22 protein-coding genes are annotated in these 21,005 nt (G+C 70.5%); 9 read left to right on the top strand and 13 right to left on the bottom strand.

Annotated features, from left to right (window positions below):
* The first annotated feature begins 122 nt into the window (after positions 1–122).
* From trxB to ASD90_RS00565, 3 genes are all read left to right on the top strand, one after another.
* Positions 123–1,178, top strand: a complete 1,056-nt coding sequence (gene trxB / locus ASD90_RS00575; RefSeq protein WP_056750210.1) for a thioredoxin-disulfide reductase — start codon at positions 123–125, stop codon at positions 1,176–1,178.
* A gap of 60 nt (positions 1,179–1,238) precedes the next feature.
* Positions 1,239–1,568, top strand: coding sequence for a thioredoxin (gene trxA / locus ASD90_RS00570; protein WP_026865341.1), 330 nt, complete (start codon positions 1,239–1,241; stop codon positions 1,566–1,568).
* Between the two features lie 141 nt (positions 1,569–1,709).
* Positions 1,710–2,927, top strand: coding sequence for an N-acetylmuramoyl-L-alanine amidase (locus tag ASD90_RS00565; protein ID WP_056750208.1), 1,218 nt, complete (start codon positions 1,710–1,712; stop codon positions 2,925–2,927).
* 53 nt (positions 2,928–2,980) lie between these two features.
* Here ASD90_RS00565 and ASD90_RS00560 read toward each other — a convergent pair whose 3' ends face one another.
* Positions 2,981–3,637, bottom strand: a complete 657-nt coding sequence (locus tag ASD90_RS00560) for a GNAT family N-acetyltransferase (protein ID WP_056750205.1) — start codon at positions 3,635–3,637, stop codon at positions 2,981–2,983.
* 174 nt (positions 3,638–3,811) lie between these two features.
* Here ASD90_RS00560 and ASD90_RS00555 point away from each other — a divergent pair, with 174 nt between their 5' ends.
* Positions 3,812–4,834 carry a glutathione S-transferase family protein gene (locus tag ASD90_RS00555; RefSeq protein ID WP_056750202.1) on the top strand — a complete coding sequence of 341 codons (1,023 nt, stop codon included), beginning with the start codon at positions 3,812–3,814 and terminating at the stop codon, positions 4,832–4,834.
* Positions 4,835–4,898: 64 nt separating this feature from the next.
* Here ASD90_RS00555 and ASD90_RS00550 read toward each other — a convergent pair whose 3' ends face one another.
* Together ASD90_RS00550 and ASD90_RS00545 are read right to left on the bottom strand one after the other, a co-directional pair.
* On the bottom strand, positions 4,899–5,702 hold the full coding sequence (locus ASD90_RS00550; protein ID WP_056750199.1) for an alpha/beta fold hydrolase: 804 nt from the start codon (positions 5,700–5,702) through the stop codon (positions 4,899–4,901).
* A 101-nt stretch (positions 5,703–5,803) separates the two neighbouring features.
* Complete coding sequence (locus ASD90_RS00545; RefSeq protein WP_056750196.1) at positions 5,804–6,697, bottom strand: metallophosphoesterase; 894 nt, start codon at positions 6,695–6,697, stop codon at positions 5,804–5,806.
* A 131-nt stretch (positions 6,698–6,828) separates the two neighbouring features.
* On the opposite strand from ASD90_RS00545, the gene ASD90_RS00540 reads away from it, so the two are divergent.
* Positions 6,829–7,230: a hypothetical protein gene (locus ASD90_RS00540; RefSeq protein WP_056754136.1), complete on the top strand. Its 402-nt coding sequence runs from the start codon at positions 6,829–6,831 to the stop codon at positions 7,228–7,230.
* A 23-nt stretch (positions 7,231–7,253) separates the two neighbouring features.
* On the opposite strand, the gene ASD90_RS00535 is transcribed toward ASD90_RS00540, so the two are convergent.
* Positions 7,254–8,114, bottom strand: coding sequence for an Fpg/Nei family DNA glycosylase (locus tag ASD90_RS00535; RefSeq protein ID WP_056750193.1), 861 nt, complete (start codon positions 8,112–8,114; stop codon positions 7,254–7,256).
* Positions 8,115–8,291: 177 nt separating this feature from the next.
* On the opposite strand from ASD90_RS00535, the gene ASD90_RS00530 reads away from it, so the two are divergent.
* Positions 8,292–9,731 (top strand): hypothetical protein, encoded by a 1,440-nt coding sequence (locus ASD90_RS00530; RefSeq protein ID WP_056750190.1) that lies wholly within the window; start codon positions 8,292–8,294, stop codon positions 9,729–9,731.
* A gap of 28 nt (positions 9,732–9,759) precedes the next feature.
* Here the strand turns inward: ASD90_RS00530 and ASD90_RS00525 are convergent, their stop codons facing one another.
* Positions 9,760–10,863, bottom strand: a complete 1,104-nt coding sequence (locus tag ASD90_RS00525) for a ParB/RepB/Spo0J family partition protein (protein WP_056750187.1) — start codon at positions 10,861–10,863, stop codon at positions 9,760–9,762.
* Between the two features lie 450 nt (positions 10,864–11,313).
* A complete protein-coding gene (locus tag ASD90_RS00520; protein WP_369793543.1) occupies positions 11,314–12,270 on the bottom strand; it encodes a ParA family protein in 957 nt (318 codons plus the stop codon).
* A gap of 132 nt (positions 12,271–12,402) precedes the next feature.
* Here ASD90_RS00520 and ASD90_RS23275 point away from each other — a divergent pair, with 132 nt between their 5' ends.
* Positions 12,403–12,966, top strand: a complete 564-nt coding sequence (locus ASD90_RS23275) for a hypothetical protein (protein WP_056750184.1) — start codon at positions 12,403–12,405, stop codon at positions 12,964–12,966.
* 172 nt (positions 12,967–13,138) lie between these two features.
* On the opposite strand, the gene rsmG is transcribed toward ASD90_RS23275, so the two are convergent.
* From rsmG to rpmH, 6 genes are all read right to left on the bottom strand, one after another.
* The gene (rsmG, locus tag ASD90_RS00510; RefSeq protein ID WP_056750182.1) at positions 13,139–13,930 is read right to left on the bottom strand and encodes a 16S rRNA (guanine(527)-N(7))-methyltransferase RsmG; all 792 of its coding nucleotides are present in this window, start codon (positions 13,928–13,930) and stop codon (positions 13,139–13,141) included.
* A 75-nt stretch (positions 13,931–14,005) separates the two neighbouring features.
* Entirely contained in the window at positions 14,006–14,680 is a 675-nt protein-coding gene (locus ASD90_RS00505; RefSeq protein ID WP_056750179.1) for a R3H domain-containing nucleic acid-binding protein, read from the bottom strand.
* A gap of 97 nt (positions 14,681–14,777) precedes the next feature.
* Positions 14,778–15,770, bottom strand: a complete 993-nt coding sequence (gene yidC, locus ASD90_RS00500; protein WP_056750178.1) for a membrane protein insertase YidC — start codon at positions 15,768–15,770, stop codon at positions 14,778–14,780.
* A 95-nt stretch (positions 15,771–15,865) separates the two neighbouring features.
* A complete protein-coding gene (gene yidD, locus ASD90_RS00495; protein WP_056754130.1) occupies positions 15,866–16,240 on the bottom strand; it encodes a membrane protein insertion efficiency factor YidD in 375 nt (124 codons plus the stop codon).
* Positions 16,237–16,587: a ribonuclease P protein component gene (gene rnpA / locus ASD90_RS00490; protein WP_056750175.1), complete on the bottom strand. Its 351-nt coding sequence runs from the start codon at positions 16,585–16,587 to the stop codon at positions 16,237–16,239. The genes yidD and rnpA overlap by 4 nt, the downstream gene beginning before the upstream one ends.
* 18 nt (positions 16,588–16,605) lie before the next feature.
* Complete coding sequence (gene rpmH, locus ASD90_RS00485; protein ID WP_020141619.1) at positions 16,606–16,743, bottom strand: 50S ribosomal protein L34; 138 nt, start codon at positions 16,741–16,743, stop codon at positions 16,606–16,608.
* A gap of 541 nt (positions 16,744–17,284) precedes the next feature.
* Here rpmH and dnaA point away from each other — a divergent pair.
* Positions 17,285–18,922, top strand: coding sequence for a chromosomal replication initiator protein DnaA (gene dnaA, locus ASD90_RS00480; RefSeq protein WP_056750173.1), 1,638 nt, complete (start codon positions 17,285–17,287; stop codon positions 18,920–18,922).
* 48 nt (positions 18,923–18,970) lie between these two features.
* On the opposite strand, the gene ASD90_RS00475 is transcribed toward dnaA, so the two are convergent.
* Positions 18,971–19,957, bottom strand: a complete 987-nt coding sequence (locus ASD90_RS00475; protein ID WP_056750169.1) for an NAD-dependent epimerase/dehydratase family protein — start codon at positions 19,955–19,957, stop codon at positions 18,971–18,973.
* Positions 19,958–20,075: 118 nt separating this feature from the next.
* Between ASD90_RS00475 and ASD90_RS00470 the strand changes: the two genes are divergently transcribed.
* Positions 20,076–20,828, top strand: coding sequence for a TetR/AcrR family transcriptional regulator (locus ASD90_RS00470; RefSeq protein ID WP_082588384.1), 753 nt, complete (start codon positions 20,076–20,078; stop codon positions 20,826–20,828).
* Positions 20,829–21,005 lie beyond the last annotated feature (177 nt).

Here is a 21,005-nt window from a genome sequence, read left to right as displayed (position 1 = left end):
ACAACAACCGCCTAGGATCGGTTGAGGCCTATGCGGCTCGCGGCCTCCCGCGGCACCGGCACCTACCGGTCGCCACGCGGGGACGAGCGGCCACGACACGAGTTTCACGAGGAGCAGCCCACATGTCCGACGTCCGCAACGTCATCATCATCGGCTCGGGCCCTGCGGGGTACACCGCGGCCGTCTACGCCGCGCGCGCGAACCTCGCGCCCCTCGTCTTCGAGGGCGCCGTCACCGCCGGTGGTGCGCTGATGAACACGACCGAGGTCGAGAACTTCCCCGGTTTCAAGGACGGCATCATGGGCCCCGACCTCATGGACGGCATGCGCGCCCAGGCCGAGCGCTTCGGCGCCGAGATCGTCACCGACGACGTCACCGCCGTCGACCTGACCGGCGAGGTCAAGACGGTCACCGACGGCGAGGGCACCGTCCACCGCGCCCGCTCGGTCATCCTCGCGATGGGCTCGGCCTACCGCGAGCTCGGCCTGCCCCGCGAGAAGGAGCTCTCCGGCCACGGCGTCTCGTGGTGCGCGACGTGCGACGGCTTCTTCTTCCGCGACCAGGACATCGCCGTCGTCGGCGGCGGCGACTCCGCCATCGAGGAGGCGACCTTCCTGACGAAGTTCGCCCGCACGGTCACGATCATCCACCGCCGCGAGGAGCTGCGCGCCAGCAAGATCATGGCCGACCGCGCCTTCGCCAACGACAAGATCCGTTTCGCCTGGAACTCCGAGGTCGCGCAGATCCACGGCGAGGGCAGGCTCTCCGGCATCACGCTGCGCGACACGGTCACCGGAGACACCCGCGAGCTGGCCGTCACGGGCCTCTTCGTCGCGATCGGCCACGACCCCCGCAACGAGCTCCTCGCGCCCACCGACGGCGCCGAGGGCGAGGCCGTCGCCCTCGACGACGCCGGCTACGTCCTCGTCGACGGCCGCTCCACCCGCACCAACATCCCCGGCGTCTTCGCCTGTGGCGACCTCGTCGACCACACGTACCGCCAGGCCATCACCGCCGCCGGCTCCGGCTGCGCCGCCGCCCTCGACGCCGAGCACTACCTCGCCGCCCTCGAGGACACCGCGACGCCCGCCGAGGCCGCCGCGGAGGCCGCCCTCATCGACGAGACGGACTCCGGCGCGATCCCCGACCAGCGCGCCACCGTCGGCGCCGACGCCTAGCCTCGAAACCTGCGGCCCCACCATCCAGCCCACCCCAGCCCCGCCGTACACCGAGAAGGAATCCCCATGGCACTGAAGAACACGACCGACGCCACCTTCGCCGACGACGTCCTCATGAGCGACAAGCCCGTGCTCGTCGACTTCTGGGCGACGTGGTGCGGCCCGTGCCGCAAGGTCGCTCCGATCCTCGAGGAGATCAACGAGCAGTACGGCGACAAGATCGAGGTCGTCAAGCTCGACACCGACGCGAACGTCGACACCGCCGCCCGTTACGGCGTCGTCTCGATCCCCACGCTCAACGTCTACGTCAAGGGCGAGGTCGTCAAGACGATCGTCGGCGCGCACCCGAAGCCGAAGCTGCTCCGCGAGCTGGAGGAGTTCATCGCCTGACCGGCAGACGTCGAAGGGGTGGTCCACCGTCACGGTGCCACCCCTTTCGCGTACTACGCTGCTGACGGCGCCCGACCGCTCCGGACTGACGCACAGCCAACCGCGACCCCCTCCGGAGCCCCTCCAAGGAAAGGAGCCGAGATGACCCCACAGCAGTCAGTCGTGCTCCGGCGCGGCGACTCCGGCCCGGCCGTGGCCGCTGTGTGCGAGCGGCTCGTCCTGTCGGGCGACCTCCCGGGCGGTTCCGGCCACAGCGACCGCTTCGGCGACCCCGTCTACGACGAGCGGGTCGAGCAGGCCGTCAAGTCCTTCCAGCAGCGGCGCGGACTCATCGTCGACGGCATCGTCGGCCGCTCCACGTATGCCGTCCTCGACGGCGCGCGCTGGGCGCTCGGCGACCGCGTGCTCCGCTACGTCCCCGAGCACTTCATCGAGGGCGACGACGTCGTGGCCCTGCAGGCCCGCCTCGTCGAGCTCGGTTTCACGCCCGGCAAGGTCGACGGTCTCCACGGCCCGAGCACCGACACGGCACTGCGCGCCTTCCAGGCCGCCGTCGGCCTCGTCCCCGACGGCACCGTCGGACCCGAGACGATGCGCTCCTTCGCCGGCCTGCGCCGCTCCGTCAGCGGCGGGTCGGCCAACGCCCTGCGCGAGCGCGAGCAGATCCGTCGCAGCGGTTACAGCCTCAGCGGCCGCACCATCGTGCTCGACCCCGGCCACGGTGGCGGCGACGCCGGCGCCCGGGGGCACCGCAGTCTCGTCGAGGCCCGCCTCGCGCTCGACCTCGCGCGACGCATCGAGGGGCGCCTGTCCGCCCACGGTGTGAGCGTCGTCTTCACCCGCACCGAGGCCACCGACGGCGGCACCGACGAGGAGCGCGCGGCCTTCGCCAACTCCTGCGAGGCCGACCTCGTGCTCTCGCTGCACACCGACCACTCGGTCACGGGCTCGGCCCACGGGGCCGCGACGTACTTCTACGGTCACCCCGACAACGCCGCCCATGCCGACTGGTCGGTCATCGGCGAGAGCTTCGCCGACCTGCTCCTGCGCGAGGTCGTGGCCCGCACGGGTCTGACCGACTGCCGCGCGCACGCCCGCACGTGGCCGCTGCTGCGCCGCACCCGCATGCCGGCGGTGCGGCTCGACTTCGGCTACCTCAGCCACGAGGGCGATGCCACAGCCCTCGCCAGCGGCCAGACCCTCGACCACGTCGCAGAGGCCGTCGTCGTCGCACTCCAGCGCGTCTACCTCGGCGAGGCCGACACCTCGCGCACCGGCGTCCTGCGGCTCGACGACCTGCGCCGCCACCTCGAGACCATGCGCGCGCAGCAGGTGGGGGCCGAGCGCACCGTCGGCTGAGACCGACCGAGTGGGCACGTCGTGCTCGGGACGGGTGCCCTCGGCGGAGTGGGTCAGTCGCGGTCGCTGACGTGCGCGTGGCTCGAGCCGCTGGGGTGGCTCTCGGGCACCGGGCGCACCCCCGGCACACGGTCCAGGGCACGGGCGATCGCTGCCGCTGCCTCGTCGCGCAGCGTGACGACCGTGCGCAGGTCGATCCGGAGGCGGGGGTATGCCGGGTGGTCGCGTTCGACCCGGAAGCCGACCTTCTCGAGGAAGCCGACGTCGAGGACGCACGCGTGCCGCGAGACCGCGAGCGGACGTGCCGCGACCGCCTCCAGCGATCGCACGCGGTGGCGCAGGGCGTCCTTCGCGGCCGACTGGACCAGGGCCTTGCGCAGTCCCCGTCCGGCGTACTCCGGGGTCGTGACCGCCGTGACGAGCATGAGCGTCGACGGGTCGGACGGTGAGGTCGGGAAGGCGGCCAGCCGCGCGACGTGCCGCGCGGGAGCGACGACGACGTGTCCGGCGGGCTGTCCGTCGAGGTAGGCGATGCGCCCCGGCGGACCCCAGTCGGCAGTGACCGACTCGACCCACTCAGCCAAGAGGACGAGCGGCTCGCTCGGGTCGGAGTGCCCGTTGCGGGGCACCGTCTGCCAGAACGTGCACGGCGCACACGAGCCGACGAGGTCGCCGACCCGGTCGGGCGTGAGGGGCCGGAGCTCACGCATCGTGCCTCCTCGCAGCCCTCATGCTCCCCATTCTGGCCCGCCGTCCGCCCGCGAGCACCATGAGTGCGGGAACCACCGCGTCGGAGCCAGGTCGCGACGGTCTGCTGGGGAGGGCACCTCGGGTGCCGCGGGCGCTCCCCCGGGCCACCCGGCATACCGAATTAGGGTGGGCGCATGAGCGAGCCGGGCACCTATGTCGAGAAGAGCTTCAAGCGCGACACGCGCTACATCACGACCCGCATCACCGCCGACGGGCGCGACGGCTTCCCCGTCGAGGCGGGCCGCTACCGTCTCGTCGTCGCGCGGGCGTGCCCCTGGGCCAACCGCGCGATCATCGTGCGCCGGCTGCTCGGGCTCGAGGACGCGCTGTCGATGGGGATCTGCGGGCCGACGCACGACCGGCGCAGCTGGACCTTCGACCTCGACCCCGGCGGCCTCGACCCGGTGCTGCAGATCCCTCGCATCCAGGACGCCTACCTCACGCGCGACCCCGAATACCCCCGTGGCATCACGGTGCCCGCGATCGTCGACGTGCCGACAGGTGCCGTCGTGACGAACGACTTCAAGCAGATCACCGTCGACCTCGAGACCGAGTGGCGGGAGTTCCACCGGGAGGGTGCGCCGGACCTCTACCCGGACGCCCTCGCCGACGAGATCGAGGCGGTGAGCGAGCCGATCTACCGCTACGTCAACAACGGTGTCTACCGGTGCGGCTTCGCCGGCACCCAGGACGCCTACGACAAGGCCTACCGCCGGCTGTGGGACAACCTCGACCTGCTCGAGGAGCGCCTGTCGACCCGGCGCTACCTCGTCGGCGACCACATCACCGAGGCCGACGTGCGCCTCTTCACGACGCTCGTGCGCTTCGACCCCGTCTACCACGGCCACTTCAAGTGCAACCGGAGCAAGCTCATCGAGATGCCGGCGCTGTGGGGCTACGCGCGTGACCTCTTCCAGACGCCCGGCTTCGGCGACACGGTCGACTTCACCCACATCAAGCGGCACTACTACGTCGTGCACACCGACGTGAACCCGACGGGTGTCGTCCCCCTCGGCCCGGCGCTCGACAACTGGGCCACGCCCCACGGGCGCGAGGAGCTGGGCGGCTCGCCGTTTGGCGACGGGACTCCCCCCGGTCCGCCGCGTGAGGTCGTGCCACCCGAGCACAACCCCGTGCTCGCCCTGCTTGCCGGCTGACACTCCGCGCGTATGCCGTTGGGTTCCCTTGTTGTTCAAGGGAACCCAACGGGTCGTCAGCGGTTCAGGCGCGGTAGAACTCGGCGAGGACCGGAGCCAGCACCGGGGCCGGCACCTGGTGGAAGTCACCCGGGAGCTCGACGGCTCGGGCGTTCGGCAGCGCGCCGGCGAGCACGCGCGCCGAGTCGTGCAGCACCGGCATCTGCGTGCCGCTGCTGCAGACCGAGAGGAAGGGCACCGTCACCCGGCGCAGCGTCTCGGTGGGCAGGCTCTGGTCGTCGCCGCCCAGGCAGGCCCCGTCGTACTTGACGGTGTAGGTCAGCGCCAGCAGCGGCTCCCACATCGGTGTGCCCCGCATGCCCTCGACCATCTCCTCGGGCATCCCGACGACGATGTTGTTGAAGTAGCGCAGGATGCCCTCTCGGTCGCCGGCCGCCTCGAAGCGCTCGAGCTGGCCGATGTAGTCGTCGGGTGCCGGCCAGGCCTCGCTGCGGTAGGGCACCTCGAGCGCTGAGCCCTTGGTGACCGGAGCGCCTGCGGCGATGGCCTCGATGACGAGTGCCCCTCCGGACGAGACGCCGAAAGCGTAGGCAGGAGCGTCGGATTCACCGGCCGCATCGATGACGGCGGTGAGGTCGTCGATCTCACGGGCGACGGCGTAGGGATGAGTGTCACCGCTGTCGCCGCGGCCCCGTCGGTCGTAGGTCACTCCGGTCAGCCCCAGCCCGCCCAGTTCCTCGGCGAGGTCGCGGAAGGACCCTAGGTCGCAGAACGCGCCGCCGACCACGACCGCCACCGGCCCCGAGCCGTAGGACTCGTAGGCGATGGTGGTGCCATCCGCCGATGTGGCCTCCTCGATCTGGCTCATGTCTGACTCCTCGGTGTGCGGCCCGCGGGTCGGACCTTCACCATCATGTCGATCAGGGAACGACGTTCTCGACACTTCGAATATCGAAGTGTGCGGCCGCCTCACGTGCGCTTGCGGGAGAAGACCTCGCGCCGATCATCCTCGGGCACCGTCTCCATGTACTCCATGACGGCCTCCGAGAGGGCCGGCCACGTCGGGTGCTGCTCGATCGGCACGACGGTGGCCACGACCTGGTCGGCGTGCACCTCGACGAGGTTCCACGACTGGGGTCCGTCGACGCCCATGAGCAGCTCACGTGGCGCCCCGACGTCGTCGACGTAGCTGACGCCGCCGGCGACGAGGACCGGGACCGTCCCGAGCGTGCCGAAGCTCGTCACGTGGAGATGGCCGCTGAGGACGGCCCGCACGTCGCTGCCCTCGACGACGACGCGCAACCGGTCGACGTCGTCGAAGTCGAGCAGCTGCATGACCGGTGAGCGGTAGGTGATGGGCGCGTGGTGGATCACGAGGATCGTTCCGTGCTCGGCTGGAGTGGCGAGTTCCTTTGCGAGCCAGTCGTACTGGTCATCCGAGAACCCGCCGTGATGGTAGCCCGGCACCGCGGAGTCGATCGCGATGACGCGCAGGCCGTTCACGTCGGTGACCGTGTCCTGAGGCGCATCCGTGTCCACGCCGTAGAGCATCCGCGCCATCGGCAGGCGCTCGTCGTGGTTGCCGCCGGTCAGGACGAGCGCGCACCCGAGCCGCGCGACGACGGGCTCGACGACCTCCCGCAGCAGGGCATAGGCCGCGGGGTCCCCGCTGTCGGCGAGGTCGCCCGAGATGACGAGGGCGTCGAACCGCTCCCCCGACGACTCCAACCGTGCCAGGGCCCGGCGCAGCTGCGCCTCCGTGTCGATGTGACCGGCGAGCAGGCCGCCTCCCGCGATGAGGTGCGTGTCGGAGAGGTGGGCGAGCACGTGGGTCGGCGCCGGCCGTGATCCGCTGAGGGCCATGGCGCCAGCCTAGGCGGGCACTGGTGTCGCCAGGGTCGTCCTCGGGTGCGTTCGGGAGCGAGCCGGGCGTTCTGGGTGCTCCGGGGTGCCGGTGGACGGCTCGGGTGCGAGGCTGGGTGCCGGAGGTCCCGATGCCGATTCCCCGTGCCGTCACCCAGCTGAACAAGAAGTACCTGAACCGAGCCCTGGTGCACCTCGCGGGGCATGGCTGGTTCGTCGAGCTCGAGCACGTCGGACGTCGCTCCGGACGCACCTTCCGGGTACCGATCATGGCGTTCGACCGAGGCGATGCCGTGACCGTCGCCCTGACCTACGGTCGGGGTGTCGACTGGCTGGCCAACCTCCGTGCCGCCGGTGTCGGGCGGATGCACCTGCGTGACGAGCTGTTGACCCTCGGCGCGCCCGTCGACCTCCCGGAGGACGAGGGTCACTCCCGGATGCCACAGCCGCCCCGACTGGTGCTGCCCCTCCTCGGGTGCCACGACTACGTCGAGATTCCCGTGCGGACCCGCGCGCCGTTCACCGGGTGGTGACGGTCTGCTGCTCGACCCGACCCTCAGTGCCGCAGCTGGCAGGCCGGGCACCAGTAGAGCCGCCGTCCAGCAATCTCCTTCTCCTGCAAGGGATTTGAGCATCTCGGACATGGCTCACCCGTGCGTTTGTAGACGAGGAACCGTCGCTCGAACGTGTCGCCGAGCCGCTCACCGGTCAGGCGTCGGCTGATCGCTCGCGCCCGCCCGGAGCGCTTCACACGGGCAGCGTCCTCGACCTGGTCGGGCATGGTGATGATCTGGGAGAAGCTGCGCCCGAGGGGCATGAGGAGCACGAGGTCGTCCCAGATCTCGCGCCAGACCTGGTCTGACAGGTCGACGCCACGAGTGAGCGGGTCGACAGCCAGGCGATGCAGCACCTCGCAGCGGTAGACGTTGCCGACGCCGGCGACGACCGACTGGTCCATGAGCAGCTCCGCCACCGTGCGTCGGCTCCCCTGCACCCGCGCCCACCCGGGTTCGGGACGTGCACCCCGGCGCAGCGGGTCGGGGCCCAACGTCGCGACGATCTCGCGCTGGCGGGCCCGGTCCACGAGCGTGCAGATCATCGGCCCGCGCAGGTCGGCCCAGTGGTCGGGACCCACGAGTCGCAGCCGGACGGCGCCCACGGGAGCGGGTGGATGGTCGCCGTCGAGATGTTTCACGGGAAACATCCCGATCAGACCGAGGTGGACGTGCAGCGTGGCGTCACCGATGTCGGCGAAGAGGTGCTTGCCCCACGCCTGGGCCCGCTCGAACACGCGTCCGTCGAGACGCTCCGCGTCGGCCGCAAAGCGTCCCTGCGGGCTCGTGGCCGTGATCTCACGGCCGCGGAAGGCGCGGTCGAGGCGATCTGCGAGCGCGTGGATGGTATGGCCCTCAGGCATCCTCGTCCTCCCTCTGCCAGCTGTGCCTCGATCCTGCAGGACGTACCCGACGCGCGACGCACCGGGTCCTGTCAGCGACGTGCCCGGTTCCGTGGAGGTCCGGGGGCTACCGTGGTCGCAGAGCAGAGTCGCGGACCGCCAAGGTTGGCAGACCCCAACCGGACCCAGGGGAGCCGCATGAGCAACACCGCCCACGCCACGGCGGAGCCGACGGTGAGCCAGCGGCCGCCGTGGAGTGCTCGCCGCGCGTGGCCCGAGTGGCTCGTGGTACCCGGCGCACTGGTCCTCACGCTCGTCGTGACGGGTGCCGTGCTGCAGGTGGCCCATCCCTTCATCCGACACGACGACTGGGCATTCACCCTGGGCCGCCACGAGCCGGGGTCCGCGGCACAGTTCAGCCGCAACCTCTACGAGGGGCGTTGGCTCAACACGGTCTACTGGTACGTCATCGGCCAGCGCACGTCCATCGTCGTGGCATCCACCATCTTCGTCGCGGCGTACTCCGCCTTCGTGTGGGGCTTCGTCCGCGCCCTCGCTCCCCCGAACCGTCTCTCGACGTTCGTGCTGACGTTCGCCCTGTTCGTCTCGGCGATCTGGGTCCGCCTCGTCTACTGGCCCGGCACCCTCTCGGCGTCGATGATCGTCGCCGCCACCGCGGTCTGGACGCTTCCCCTGGCGCGCCTTCGGCGACGCTTCCTGGCGGCCTGGCTGCTGCTCTTCGTCGTCCTGTCGATCCTGTCCTACCCGCCCGTGGCCGCCCTCGTCTTCCTCGCCTTCGTCGTCACCGAGCTCGGCCAGTCGACACGACGCCTCCTGGTCGGCGCGGCCGGCTTCGTCGGCGCCTATGGCATCGGTGTCCTCACCGTCTACGCGTTCAACTGGCTCGCGTTCGGCACCTTCGGCCTGACCATCTCGACCTGGCGTCGCCCCAACCCGCTCGAGAGCCTCGACGACCTCACGACGAACCTCGCGCGCTACGGCACGCAGTTCGCGTCGCTGCTGGGGCTGCTCGGCTGGGCCGCGGTGGTCGCTGTCGTCACTCTCGTCTGGGCGCTCGTCGACTCGTCGACGCGAAGGTCCGCCGTCATCGTGCTGGGCGCCGTCGTCGTCGTGGTGTCGCTGGAGGCCGCCCTGACGGTCTACTCCGGAGTCGTGACCGGCACCCGCGCCTCCCTCTGGGCCTGGCCTGCGGTGTGTCTACCGGCTGCCTTGCTGCTCAACGGGATTCGTCCATCACGCATCGCCGGTGTCGTGGGTCTGGCTGTCATCGCAATGGTCGGCGTGATGTCATGGCGCTCCGATCTGGGCCAGCACCGGGCGACGCGCGAGCAGTACGACGCCATCGTCAGCGACACGGCATCCGTCGTGGGCCAGCATCCTGACGATGTCGTCGTCATGTGGATGGAGCCGCGCTGGAAGGCGACCGCCCAAGGATCCATGACGGCGGTCACGGTGCGCTCGATGCTCTACGACCAGCAGGGCCTCTATCCGCGGTGGTGCGCTCCTGCCGAGTGCGCGGACATCGCCCGGGCGGTGCGGGACGATCCCCACGCCGACGTCCTGCGCGTCGACGGGCTCACCGTGGTGCGGATCCCCCGGCCTCCAGCCTGGCTCTGAGAACGGGCGACGGCGAGACGACGTGCCGTCAGTCCTGCGACGGGGACGACATCCCCATCAGACCCAGGATCCGGCGCAGGTCCTCCATCGAGGCGAACTCGACGGTGATCTTGCCCTTGCGCTGGCCCAGGGCGATGGCGACTCGGGTCTCGAGGTGGTCCGAGAGCCCGGCCGTGAAGCTGTCGAGCTGCGGGTGTCTGCTACCGGCCCGCGGCCGCCGGGCCTTGGGGGCGTCATTGCCCTCGCCCAGAGCGACGAGCTCCTCGACGTTGCGCACGGACAGCCCCTCGGCGACGATGCGCTGAGCCATGCGCTCCATGGCGGCGCCGTCGGCCATGCCGAGCAGGGCGCGGGCGTGTCCGGCACTCAGCACGCCGGCGGCCACGCGTCGCTGCACGAGCGGGGGCAGCTTCAGCAGACGCAGCGTGTTGGAGATCTGGGGTCGCGACCGGCCGATGCGCGTGGCCAGCTGCTCGTGGGAGCAGCCGAAGTCGTCGAGCAGCTGCTGGTAGGCCGCCGCCTCCTCGAGCGGGTTGAGCTGGCTGCGGTGCAGGTTCTCGAGCAGGGCATCACGCAGCAGGTCGTCGTCGCTGGTGTCCTTGATGATCGCGGGGATGACGCCGAGATCCGCGGCCTGGGAGGCGCGCCATCGACGTTCGCCCATGATGAGCTCGAAGATCTTCCCCTCCGCCTCGGCGAGCTGGTCGGCAGGGATCCGCCGCACGACGATGGGTTGCAGCACGCCGATCTCCCGGATCGAGTGCACGAGCTCGCCCATGTGGTCCTCGTCGAAGACCGTGCGCGGCTGCTTCGGGTTCGGCCGGATCGAGTCGATGTCGAGCTCGGCGAACTCAGCGCCGGGGACCATCGCCAGCCCGCTGCTCGTGGTGAGCGACGGGTCAGCGCCGTCGGATGCGGTCGTGGGAGGGGTCGAGCCGTCGGAGGCCGGGGCCGAGGACGTCGGCGATGCTGGTTCGTCGCGGACCGCGGAGTCGGCGGAATCCGCCGCCACGGGCTCGGCCTGCTTCTGCTCGGTGAAGAAGACGTCGACGGGCCGCCCTGCGCCTCCGCTCGGTGCGCTCGGTATGAGCGCCCCGAGGCCTCGACCCAGTGCTCGACGCTTCTCCGCCATTCGCCAACCCCTCACATCGCCGACGCGGCCATCGCGTCCGTCGGCCAGTCTAGGTGGTCGGGGCCGGTCCGCCCCTGCACCTCGGGCCATGTCGGGCTTCGGACCGAAGCGCCCTCTCGCCCCGTTTCACGTGAAACGCAGGCGTGTTCACGCCTGCTCGACGCCGTTTCACGTGGAACACGGCGCTCGCCTGGTCCACGGAGCGCTCGAGCCCCGGTGGCTGCCCAGCTGAGGCGTCGCTGCTGCCCGGGCAGAAGCCCTGTCCCGCGGTGCCGTGCGCGTGCGCAGCACCGATCCCCGGACGATCCGTTTCACGTGAAACGCCGGGCGGAGCGACCGGTCCACCAGGCGTGGCCACGTCACCCGTGTCGAGCCGTGTCGGCACGCGTTTCACGTGAAACGGGACCGTCACCGTGGCGACGGTCCCGTTGACCAGGTTCGGCCGGTCGGTCAGGTGCGGCCCGCCGCCCCCCGGTCGGCGATCTCGCCGGCGGCCTCGAGGTAGGCCAGGGCCCCACTGCTCGCCGGGTCGTAGGTCATGACCGTCTCACCGAAGCTCGGCGCCTCCGACACCCTGACCGAGCGAGGGACCGTCGTGCGGAGGACCTCCTTCGGGAAGTGCTCGCGGACCTCGTCGGCCACCTGTGCCGAGAGCCGGGTCCGACCGTCGTACATCGTCAGCAGGATCGTGGAGACGTGGAGCGTCGGGTTGAGGTGACGCCTGACGAGGTCGATGTTCTTCAGCAGCTGCGACAGGCCCTCGAGGGCGTAGTACTCGCACTGGATCGGGATGAACACCTCGCTGGCGGCCACCATCGCGTTCACGGTGAGCAGGCCGAGGCTGGGCGGGCAGTCGATGAGGATGTAGTCGAACTCGTGCCCGGACTCCCCCGCGGCCGCGATCGCCTTCTGCAGTCGCGACTCACGAGCCACCAGCGAGACCAGCTCGATCTCTGCACCGGCGAGGTCGATCGTGGCCGGCGCGCAGTAGAGGTTCTCCACGGTGGTGCACCGCTGCACGACGTCGAGCAGCGGGGTGCCGTCGACGAGCACGTCGTAGATGGACGGCACCTCGGCGTGGTGGTCGATCCCGAGGGCCGTACTGGCGTTTCCCTGGGGGTCGAGGTCGATGACGAGGGCCTTGAGCCCGGACTGCGCGAGCGCTGCGGCGACGTTGACCGTCGTCGTCGTCTTGCCGACACCACCCTTCTGGTTTGCCACGGTGAGGACCCGAGGAGCCACCGGCTTCGGGAAGGGGCGGCCGGTCAGCTGGATGCGCCGGCGTGCGTTCTCGGCCAGCTCCATCGCGAGAGGCGTGTCCTGTCCGGCGGTCGGGATGGCCGCTGCCAGGGCCTCCCGATCCGCATGGTCGGCCCGGAGATCGGAGGCGCGGCGGGCTTCGTCCACAGCGTTGTCCCCAGCCTCGTTCGCCATCATTTCCTGTTCAACAGAGGCCTTTTCGGGAGAGTCGTCCACCGTGTTGTCCACAGGTGCGGAAGCCACACCCTGGGCGTCTCCGGGCGCCTCCGAGTCACCCTCATGGGTCGGGTCGACCGGCAGGCCAGAGCCCGGGTCGTCGACGGACGTGGCGAGGCCCGACCCCTGCACGCCGGTCTCGACGACCTCCGGATCGGCGTGACCGACGGCCCTCTCGGCGTCGACTGCATCGTCGGGCCCAGCCTCGTCGGATGCGGGCATCCGCTCCTGTGGGGCGGAGGCCTCGGCCTCCATGAACGGCTGGTGGGCGGACTCGATCGGGTCGGGCTGCACGCCGGGAGCCTCTCCGGCCCAGCCCGCGGTGTCGCGGGACTCGGCGTCCGACGATCCGTCGTCGGAGGGGTCGGCCGGCGTGACCTCCGGGCGGGCATCCGGCTGACCGAGGACGACCTCGCTCGCCAGCACGCCGTCCTGGTCGCCGGTAACGCTTCCCGCCGGTGTCTCACCCTCGTCGGGGGTGTCGAGGGTGCCGGCGCCTCCCGGGGCGGGGGTGACCGCAACATCGTCGGCAACATCGTCGGCAACATCGTCGGCAACATCGTCGGCAGCATCGTCCGTGCCCTCGCGTGCCGCGTCGACGCGCGTTTCGCCGCTCGTTTCACGTGAAACGCCCAACATGCGCGCCAGCCACCCGAGCCGTCGGTGCTCCGGTCCCGGCTCGGGTTCGCTCGGCCAGCCCAAGTTGGTCGACATCGTCACAGGGAGAGCACCTCCGGGGTTGAGGGCCGGCCCGCGGAGTGATCCGCGCGAGCCGTCCATCGAAATGGTCTGGACACGATCATGGCTGATGGCGCGGACGCCCGCCCGCTTCCGGGCCGGAGCGTCGCGAACCGCGCGGACGATCAACCCGTCGCCGGGCCGACCCGGCGCTCGAAGGCTGACGTGAGCGGAAGCGGCGGCGGTCCACGACGTCGCCGATGGTGGCTCGCAGCACGATGGTGGGCTCCCCGAGCAGGGCAGCGCCGTACTCGTCCACACCGGCGTCGACGACGCCGAGACGCGTCAGGGCGGTTCTGCCCTCCGCGAGCTCCGCGACGGCCTGACTCCCCTTGAGGGCGAGCAGGCTGCCACCGGCGTCCAGCAGTGGGAGGGTCCACTCGGCCAGCTGGACGATGCGCGACACGGCGCGGGCCGTGACCCACGGGGCGTGAAGCCGGTCCCACATGGTCTCGGCCCGCGCCGTGTGCACGGTGACGTTGGTCAGACCGAGCTGGGCCACGGTCCCCGACAGCCACCCGGTGCGCCGGGCGAGCGGCTCGACGAGGTGCAGGTCCAGGTCCGGGCGGGCGATGGCCAGGGCCAGGCCGGGGAGGCCTGCGCCCGAGCCCACGTCGATGACCTGCTGCGTCTCCCCAGTCCGGGGGATCGCCTCGTGGACGACCGCGCAGTTGAGGACGTGCCGGTCCCAGAGGCGGGGGGCCTCGCGGGGCCCGATCAGGCCGTGGCTGATCCCGGTATCGGCCAGGATCGCCACGAAGTGCTCAGCCAGCTCCACCCGATCGACGAAGACGGCGGCCGCCGCCCCCGGGGTGGCCGGCACCTCGATCGGGTCGAGAGCATCGTGTGTCACGCGCCCTCACTCCTCGGTTCGTGCCGTTCGGATGCAGCTGGTCGAATCCCGTTTCACGTGAAACGAAACCGATGGTCAGGCAGGCAGGATGACGATGTGTCGGTGCGGGTCGACGCCCTCGGACTCGGACACCAGACCGGCGGCCGCGACCTCGTCGTGCACCACCTTGCGCTCGAAGGCTGTCATCGGCTCGAGCGAGCGCTTCGTCCCCGACTCCTGCACCTCGGCGATGGCGACCTTGGCCAACTCGACGAGCGCCGAACGGCGCTGGGCACGATGGCCGGCGATGTCGAGCATGAGGCGGCTGCGCTCACCCGTCTCGACCTGCACGGCCAGGCGGGTCAGCTCCTGGAGGGCCTCGAGGACCTTGCCGTCGGTGCCGACCAGGCGGCGCGGCACGCGACCCTCGTCGGAGTCGACGATCGCGATCGCGGCGCGGTCACCGTCGACGTCCACGTCGATGTCGCCGTCGAGGTCGGCGATGTCGAGCAGCGTCTCGAGGAAGTCGGCCGCCACCTCTCCCTCGCGCTCGAGCTGACGCACCCGCGTCTTCTTCTCGCCCTTGCCCTCCGACTCGACCTGATCCGGGCCGGCGGCCTCATCCGAGTCGTCGTCCACGGTGTCGCCCTGGCCCGTGGACACGGAGGTGTCGGCGGCGACCTCGGTCGGCTCGGTCGTGGACTCGGTCGAGGTCGAGGGCTCGGTGGCGTCGACGGGCGTCTCGACGTCCGTGGCCTGGGTGTCGCTCATGGAAACTCCTTCGTTCACCGGGGCCGGATCTGTGGACAACTCGTGTCTCCGCAGGTCAGAGGCCCCAAGGCAGTGTGGACAAGTGTGTGGATGAACCTCAGCGGCGGTTCTTGGTCGGCTGCGTGCGGGCACGCTTCTTGCCCTTGGGCTGCTGGCGCTGGCCCGACTTGGGCTCGTCGTCGGGGACCGTCTCGGCCGACTCGAGGCCCGGCACGGTCAGCTCCTGCATGTCCTTGCCCTTGCGCTTCATCCGCTCGCGGCGAGCACGCTCGGCCTCTGAACCGGGAGCCGGCATGTTGCGGATGACGTAGAACTGCTGGCCCATGGTCCACAGGTTCGTCGTGAGCCAGTAGATCAGGACGCCGATCGGGAAGTTGATGCCCGAGATCGCGAAGAAGATCGGCATCAGGTACAGCAGGACCTTCTGCTGCTTGGCGAACGGGTTGTCCAGCGCAGCCGCAGGCATGTTCTTGCGCATCAGCTGGTACTGGGTCGTGAAGGTGGTGGCCGACATGAGGATGATGAGGACGGCCGTCAGGATCTTGACGTTGAGGCTGGCGCCGGGCGTCAGGAACGAGTCCGACAGCTTGGCGCCGAAGATCGTCGAGCTCTCGATCTGGGCCGCGACCTCGCGGGTGATCGGGCCGATCGCGTCGTGTCCGGGAACGCCCTCGGCCTGGGCCTTGAGGTTGTTGAGCAGCTGGAAGAGCGCGAAGAAGAAGGGGCTCTGGATCAAGATCGGCAGACAGCTGCTGAACGGGTTGGTCCCGGTGCGTCGGTAGAGATCCATGATCTCCGCCTGCTGCGCCTTCTGGGACTCCGGGTCGCGCTTGCCCTTGTACTTCTTCTGGATCTTCTGCATCTCGGGCTGGATGAGCTGCATCCGCCGCGAGGAGTGGATCTGCCGCACGAAGAGCGGGATGAGCAGGATGCGGACCACGACCGTGAGGCCGACGATCGACATGGCCCAGGCCCATCCGGCGAGATCGCCGTTGAGGCCGATCTTGTCGAAGAGCCAGTGCCAGCCGTACATGACCCAGGCTTCACCGAGCTTGATCGGGTAGAGCAGGGTGTTGAAGAACTCGATCAACGTGTTTCCTCTGTCGTCGGGTGGGCCGGCCGGTTCAGCTCGGGTTCGAGGTGTCTGGGCCACTCACCACTGATCGGCAACCTTATGCCGGTTGGTCAGGTCGTGGGTTCCCGGTGCGGGACTCCGTGCTGTGCGTGCTCGTCGTGCTCGTGGTCGTGCGTGTGGTCGTCCTCGGCCGGGTCGGAGCCGGCGGGACGGAAGTCCTCGGGCCGCACGTCGTTGCGCGTGGCCCATGTCATCGGAACGGGGTCGACCCCGCCCGGGTTCCACGGGTGGCAGCGGCCGAGCCGGCGGATCGCGAGCCAACCACCACGAACCGGGCCGAACCGGGTGAGCGCGGTGACGGCATACGCCGAGCAGCTCGGGTAGAAGCGGCAGCTGGGGCCGGAGAGCGGGGAGATGAAGCGCTGGTAGAGCTTCACCGCGAGCACCAGGGGTGTCGCGAGCACCTGGTTCAGGCTGGTGCTCATGGCCGGCACGCCTTGTCGAGCTGGCGCCCGACCGCGAGGTCGAGCTCGTCCCAGGTGACCTCGGCCGCCGCCGGGTTCGCCCGCACGACGACGTCGAGCCCAGCAGGTATGCCGGCCAGCCGGGTCGCGACGCTGGCGCGCAGGCGCCGTTTGGTGCGGTTGCGCACGACGGCGTTGCCGACGGCCTTGGACACAACAAAACCGACGCGCGGCGGAAGTTCCGCACGCGCATCGGTCCGGTTGGCATGCACGACGATGAGTCGCCCGCCTGCTCTGCTGGCGCCGGGCCCGCGTACTGCCGTCGTGAAGTCCGTCCGCTCACGCAGTCGGTGACGTGCCGGCAGCACGCCGCGGCCTCCGGCTGCTCAGGCCGAGAGCTCGGCGCGGCCCTTGCTGCGGCGGCGGGCGAGGATGGCGCGGCCGGCGCGGGTGCGCATGCGCAGGCGGAAGCCGTGCGTCTTGGCGCGGCGACGGTTGTTCGGCTGGAAGGTGCGCTTGCTCACGAGGTTCTCCGTAGGTTGCAGGGGCCCGTCCGACGTCACGACGACGTCGGCCCGGCTCCCGTTGTGGGGCTTGTGGTGGCCGGTGCGACCGCAATCGGCAAGCCCGTGGAGGGCCGAGGTGGTCCGGCTGAGCCGGTCTCGGGGCCATGGGCATGCGAAAGAGGTCGCAGACACGCTCGGTCAACGATACGGGAGCCCGCGAACGAGGGTCAAACCGACGGAGGCCGCCCCGGTGACCTGGTCAAAACCCACGATCCTCGAAGGTCCGGCAGCGATTGCAAGGCGACACGCCGCCGAACGCGCAGATTGTCGGCGACTCGATTGTCACGAGCGCGCCTGCGGCGGTAGGTTTTCGACTCTCACGATCCTCGCCACCCCATGCACAGGCTGTGGACAAACGTGTGGACAACAGGGCATCGTTCACCAGGACACGGACGGTCCCAGGACGTCCGACCCGGCGGGCTCGAGCCGTTGCTCGTGCCGAACCGAGCCGGGAACGCAACAGGTGCAACGGAATTGACTCAGGGGCAGGTGGGATCAGGTGGCCGATACAGGCGTCGATTACGCGCAGATCTGGCAGCAGACGCTCGGCACCCTCGACTCGGTGGGCCTGTCGAACCAGGAGCGCGCCTTCGTCCGGCTGTGCCGGCTCGTCGGCGTGCTCGACCAGACGGCCCTCGTGCGCGCCCCCAACACGTTCACCAAGGACTTCCTCGAGCAGCGCGTCCGTGAGCAGATCCACGAGGCCCTCGCCAGCCAGCTCGGCCATCCGGTCCAGCTCGCCGTGTCGGTCGACGAGAGCCTCGAGACCGACCTCGGCATGATCAGCGACGAGCCGAGCGGCCAGGTCCACGACGGTGCGCGCGGCGGCCAGGGCGTCATTCAGGGCGGCGGGTCCAGCTCGGCTCCCGGCAACGGCTCCGGTCTCGTCGGCGGTCACCAGAACGGCGGCTACGGCCAGGCGGCGCACAACCCGCTGCGTGACCTGGCCGAGAGTGCCCCGGCGCTCAACGGTGCCGACCTCGACGAGCCGCGCCAGCCGGCCTACGACGTCCAGACGCGGATGGAGCTCGGCCCCGACCCGCTGAGCGCGGGCGAGAGCGGGCCGCTGCGCCTGCAGCAGCGCCCCGAGCCCAGCTCCCCCGGCGACACCCGCCTCAACCCGAAGTACACCTTCGACACCTTCGTCATCGGGGCGAGCAACCGCTTCGCCCACGCGGCTGCGGTCGCGGTCGCAGAGGCCCCGGCCAAGGCGTACAACCCGCTCTTCGTCTACGGCGAGTCGGGGCTGGGCAAGACGCACCTGCTCCACGCGATCGGCCACTACGCCCGCACGATGTTCCCCAACGTGCGCGTGCGCTACGTGAACTCCGAGGAGTTCACCAACGACTTCATCAACAGCATCCGTGACGACAAGGCGAGCGCGTTCCAGAACCGCTACCGCAGCGTCGACGTGCTGCTCATCGACGACATCCAGTTCCTTCAGGGCAAGCTGCAGACCCAGGAGGAGTTCTTCCACACCTTCAACACCCTGCACAACGCGAACAAGCAGATCGTCATCACGAGCGACCTGCCGCCGCGTGAGCTCTCGGGCTTCGAGGACCGGATGCGCACGCGCTTCGAGTCCGGCCTGCTGACCGACGTCCAGCCGCCCGACCTCGAGACCCGCATCGCGATCCTGCGCAAGAAGGCGATCCAGGACCGGATGAAGGTCCCCGACGACGTCCTCGAGTACATCGCGACGAACTTCAGCACCAACATCCGCGAGCTCGAGGGCGCGCTCATCCGCGTCACGGCGTTCAGCAACCTCAACCGCCAGGCGGTCGACCTGCCGCTCGCGGTCATCGTGCTCAAGGACGTGCTGCCCAACGAGACGCCCAACCAGGTGACGGCGGCGACGATCATGGCGGTCACGGCCGCCTACTACGCGGTGACGCTCGAGGACCTCTGCGGCTCGAGCCGCTCGCGCCAGCTCGTGACGGCCCGCCAGATCGCGATGTACCTGTGTCGCGAGATGACCGACCTGAGCCTGCCCAAGATCGGCCAGCACTTCGGCGGCCGCGACCACACGACCGTCATGCACGCGGACCGCAAGATCCGTGAGCTGATGGGTGAGCGCCGTGCCATCTACAACCAGGTCACCGAGCTGACCAACCGGATCCGCCAGCAGTCGCACTGACGCCCGCCGGCGCGGCCCGATGGCGTATGCCGTCGGGCCGGGTCCGCGTCAGGCCGCAGCGCCCGCTCGGGCGGGTGTCGTGGTGCGCCGTGCGGCGATGGTCGCCACCAGGGCCTCGTCCCACGGAGTGGGCCTGAGGTCGAAGGTGCGCTGCGTCAGCTCGGAGTCGAGCACGAACGGCCGCTCGAACTGGTGCCTGGTCTCGCGGAGCTCGCGCATGAAGGGGACGACGAGCCCGGCTGCGGTCCCGAGCGAACGGGGCAGCACGCGTACCCGCCGCTGCTTGACGCCCGCGAGCCGCGCGACGTCGGTGGCGGCCTCGTCGAACGTGCAGGCGGGTGCGGTCGGCACGTGCCACGCACGTCCCCAGCCGTCGTCGCCCGCGGCGACCCGGGCCGCGAGGCGGCCGACGTCGGGGACGTAGGTCCACGAGTGGGGCGCGTCGGCCCGACCGGCAGGGACGACGGGCGGCCGGCCGGCGAGCAGCGCGTCGATGACGACGTCGTTCAGGTAGCTCGTGCGTGGCGTCGTGCCGGGCCCGAAGTAGTCGCTCGAGCGCAGCTCGGTGACGCGCACGTGCCCGGCCTCGTGGCGGGCCAGGGCCTCGGTCCACATGTCGGCCCGGATCCGGCCCTTGTGACCGGTCGGGCGCATCGGGTCGTCCTCGTGCATCGGGGCCGCGACCTCGCCGTAGCCGTAGAGGTTGCCGATGATGACGAGCCCGGCGCCGCTGGCCTCGGCGGCGGCGAGCGTGGCGGCCGCGACGGGCGGCCAGTCGGTGTCCCACGTCGTGTAGCTCGGCGGGTTGACGGCGTTGACGATGCTCGCGGCGCCACGTGCGAGGGCGGTGACGGCGGCGCTGTCACTGGCGTCGACGGCGACGATCTCGACGGCGTCGGGGTGCGTGGCAGCCCAGGGCTGCTCGGTGACGCACCCCGAACGCGAGGCGAGGGTGACGGTGTGGCCGAGCGCCACGAGCGCCGAGGTGGTCGAGCGGCCGACGCCTCCGGCGCCGAGGACGAGGTGGTGGGTCATGTCTGCTCCTTCGAGGTCAAGGTGTGAGCACCGCTCACGTTTCGAGCATCGCACCGGGGCGGGCGTAAAGCAAGAGCACCGCTCACATTTGTTGGTGAACTGTGGCAGGCTCGAAGGCATGGACCCGCTCACCGCCTCCCCGGATCCCGACGCGACCGCCGCCCCGCTGGGCAAGCGGGCGCGCAACCGGCTCGCCGTCGAGGCGGACATCCTGCGCGTGGCCCGAGAGCACCTGGCCACCGACGGGGCGGCGGCGTTGAGCCTGCGGGCCGTCGCCCGCGACCTCGGGATGGTCTCCTCGGGGATCTATCGCTACGTCGAGAGCCGCGACGAGCTGCTCACCCGCCTCATCGTCGACTCGTACTGGTCGCTGGCCACGGCCGTCCGCACGGCCCACGACGCCACCCCCGTCGACGACCTCGAGGGGCGGTGGGACGCGATCGGTCGAGCGCTGCGGTCCTGGGCGGTCGGGCATCCTCACGACTTCGCCCTGATCTACGGCTCGCCCGTCCCGGACTACGAGGCGCCGGCCGAACGCACCGAGGAGCCGGGCACGGCCGTCCTCGTCCTGCTCGTCGCACTGCTCGACGACGTCCGGCGGGCGGGACGGCTCACCGCCCCGGACCGGCTCGGTCTCGTCGCAGTGCACGCCGAGGCCGGGGTGGGTGCCCTGCTCGAGGCGCCGATGTTCGCCGCGACAGAGCTCGACGCCGTCACCCTGACCCAGGGGCTGGCCGCCTGGACCCTCCTCCTCGGCTCCGTGACGAGCGAGGTCTTCGCCCAGCTCGGGCCGGTCCCGGACGGCCGGGCGCTCTTCGAGTGCCTCCTGGCCGCGTCGAGACGGTGCGTCATCGCGCCCGCCGGTGACTAGTCGCCACCCCCGTCACGGTCCGACGGTCCCCGGCCACACGGCATACGTCCACATTCATCCACAGAGTTGTCCACACCTGTGTGCACAGCGTGACCTCTCCGTGACCCAACGGGCACAGACGCGCAGGAGGCCGGGCCAGGGAGAGTTGTCCACCGTCTGTGGACAACTCTGTGGAAG

The organism is Terrabacter sp. Root181 (genome assembly GCF_001428505.1).
In the GTDB taxonomy this organism is placed as follows: domain Bacteria; phylum Actinomycetota; class Actinomycetes; order Actinomycetales; family Dermatophilaceae; genus Terrabacter.
Note: the sequence above shows the minus strand (reverse complement) of the source record. Positions and strands in the feature narration are given on the sequence as shown.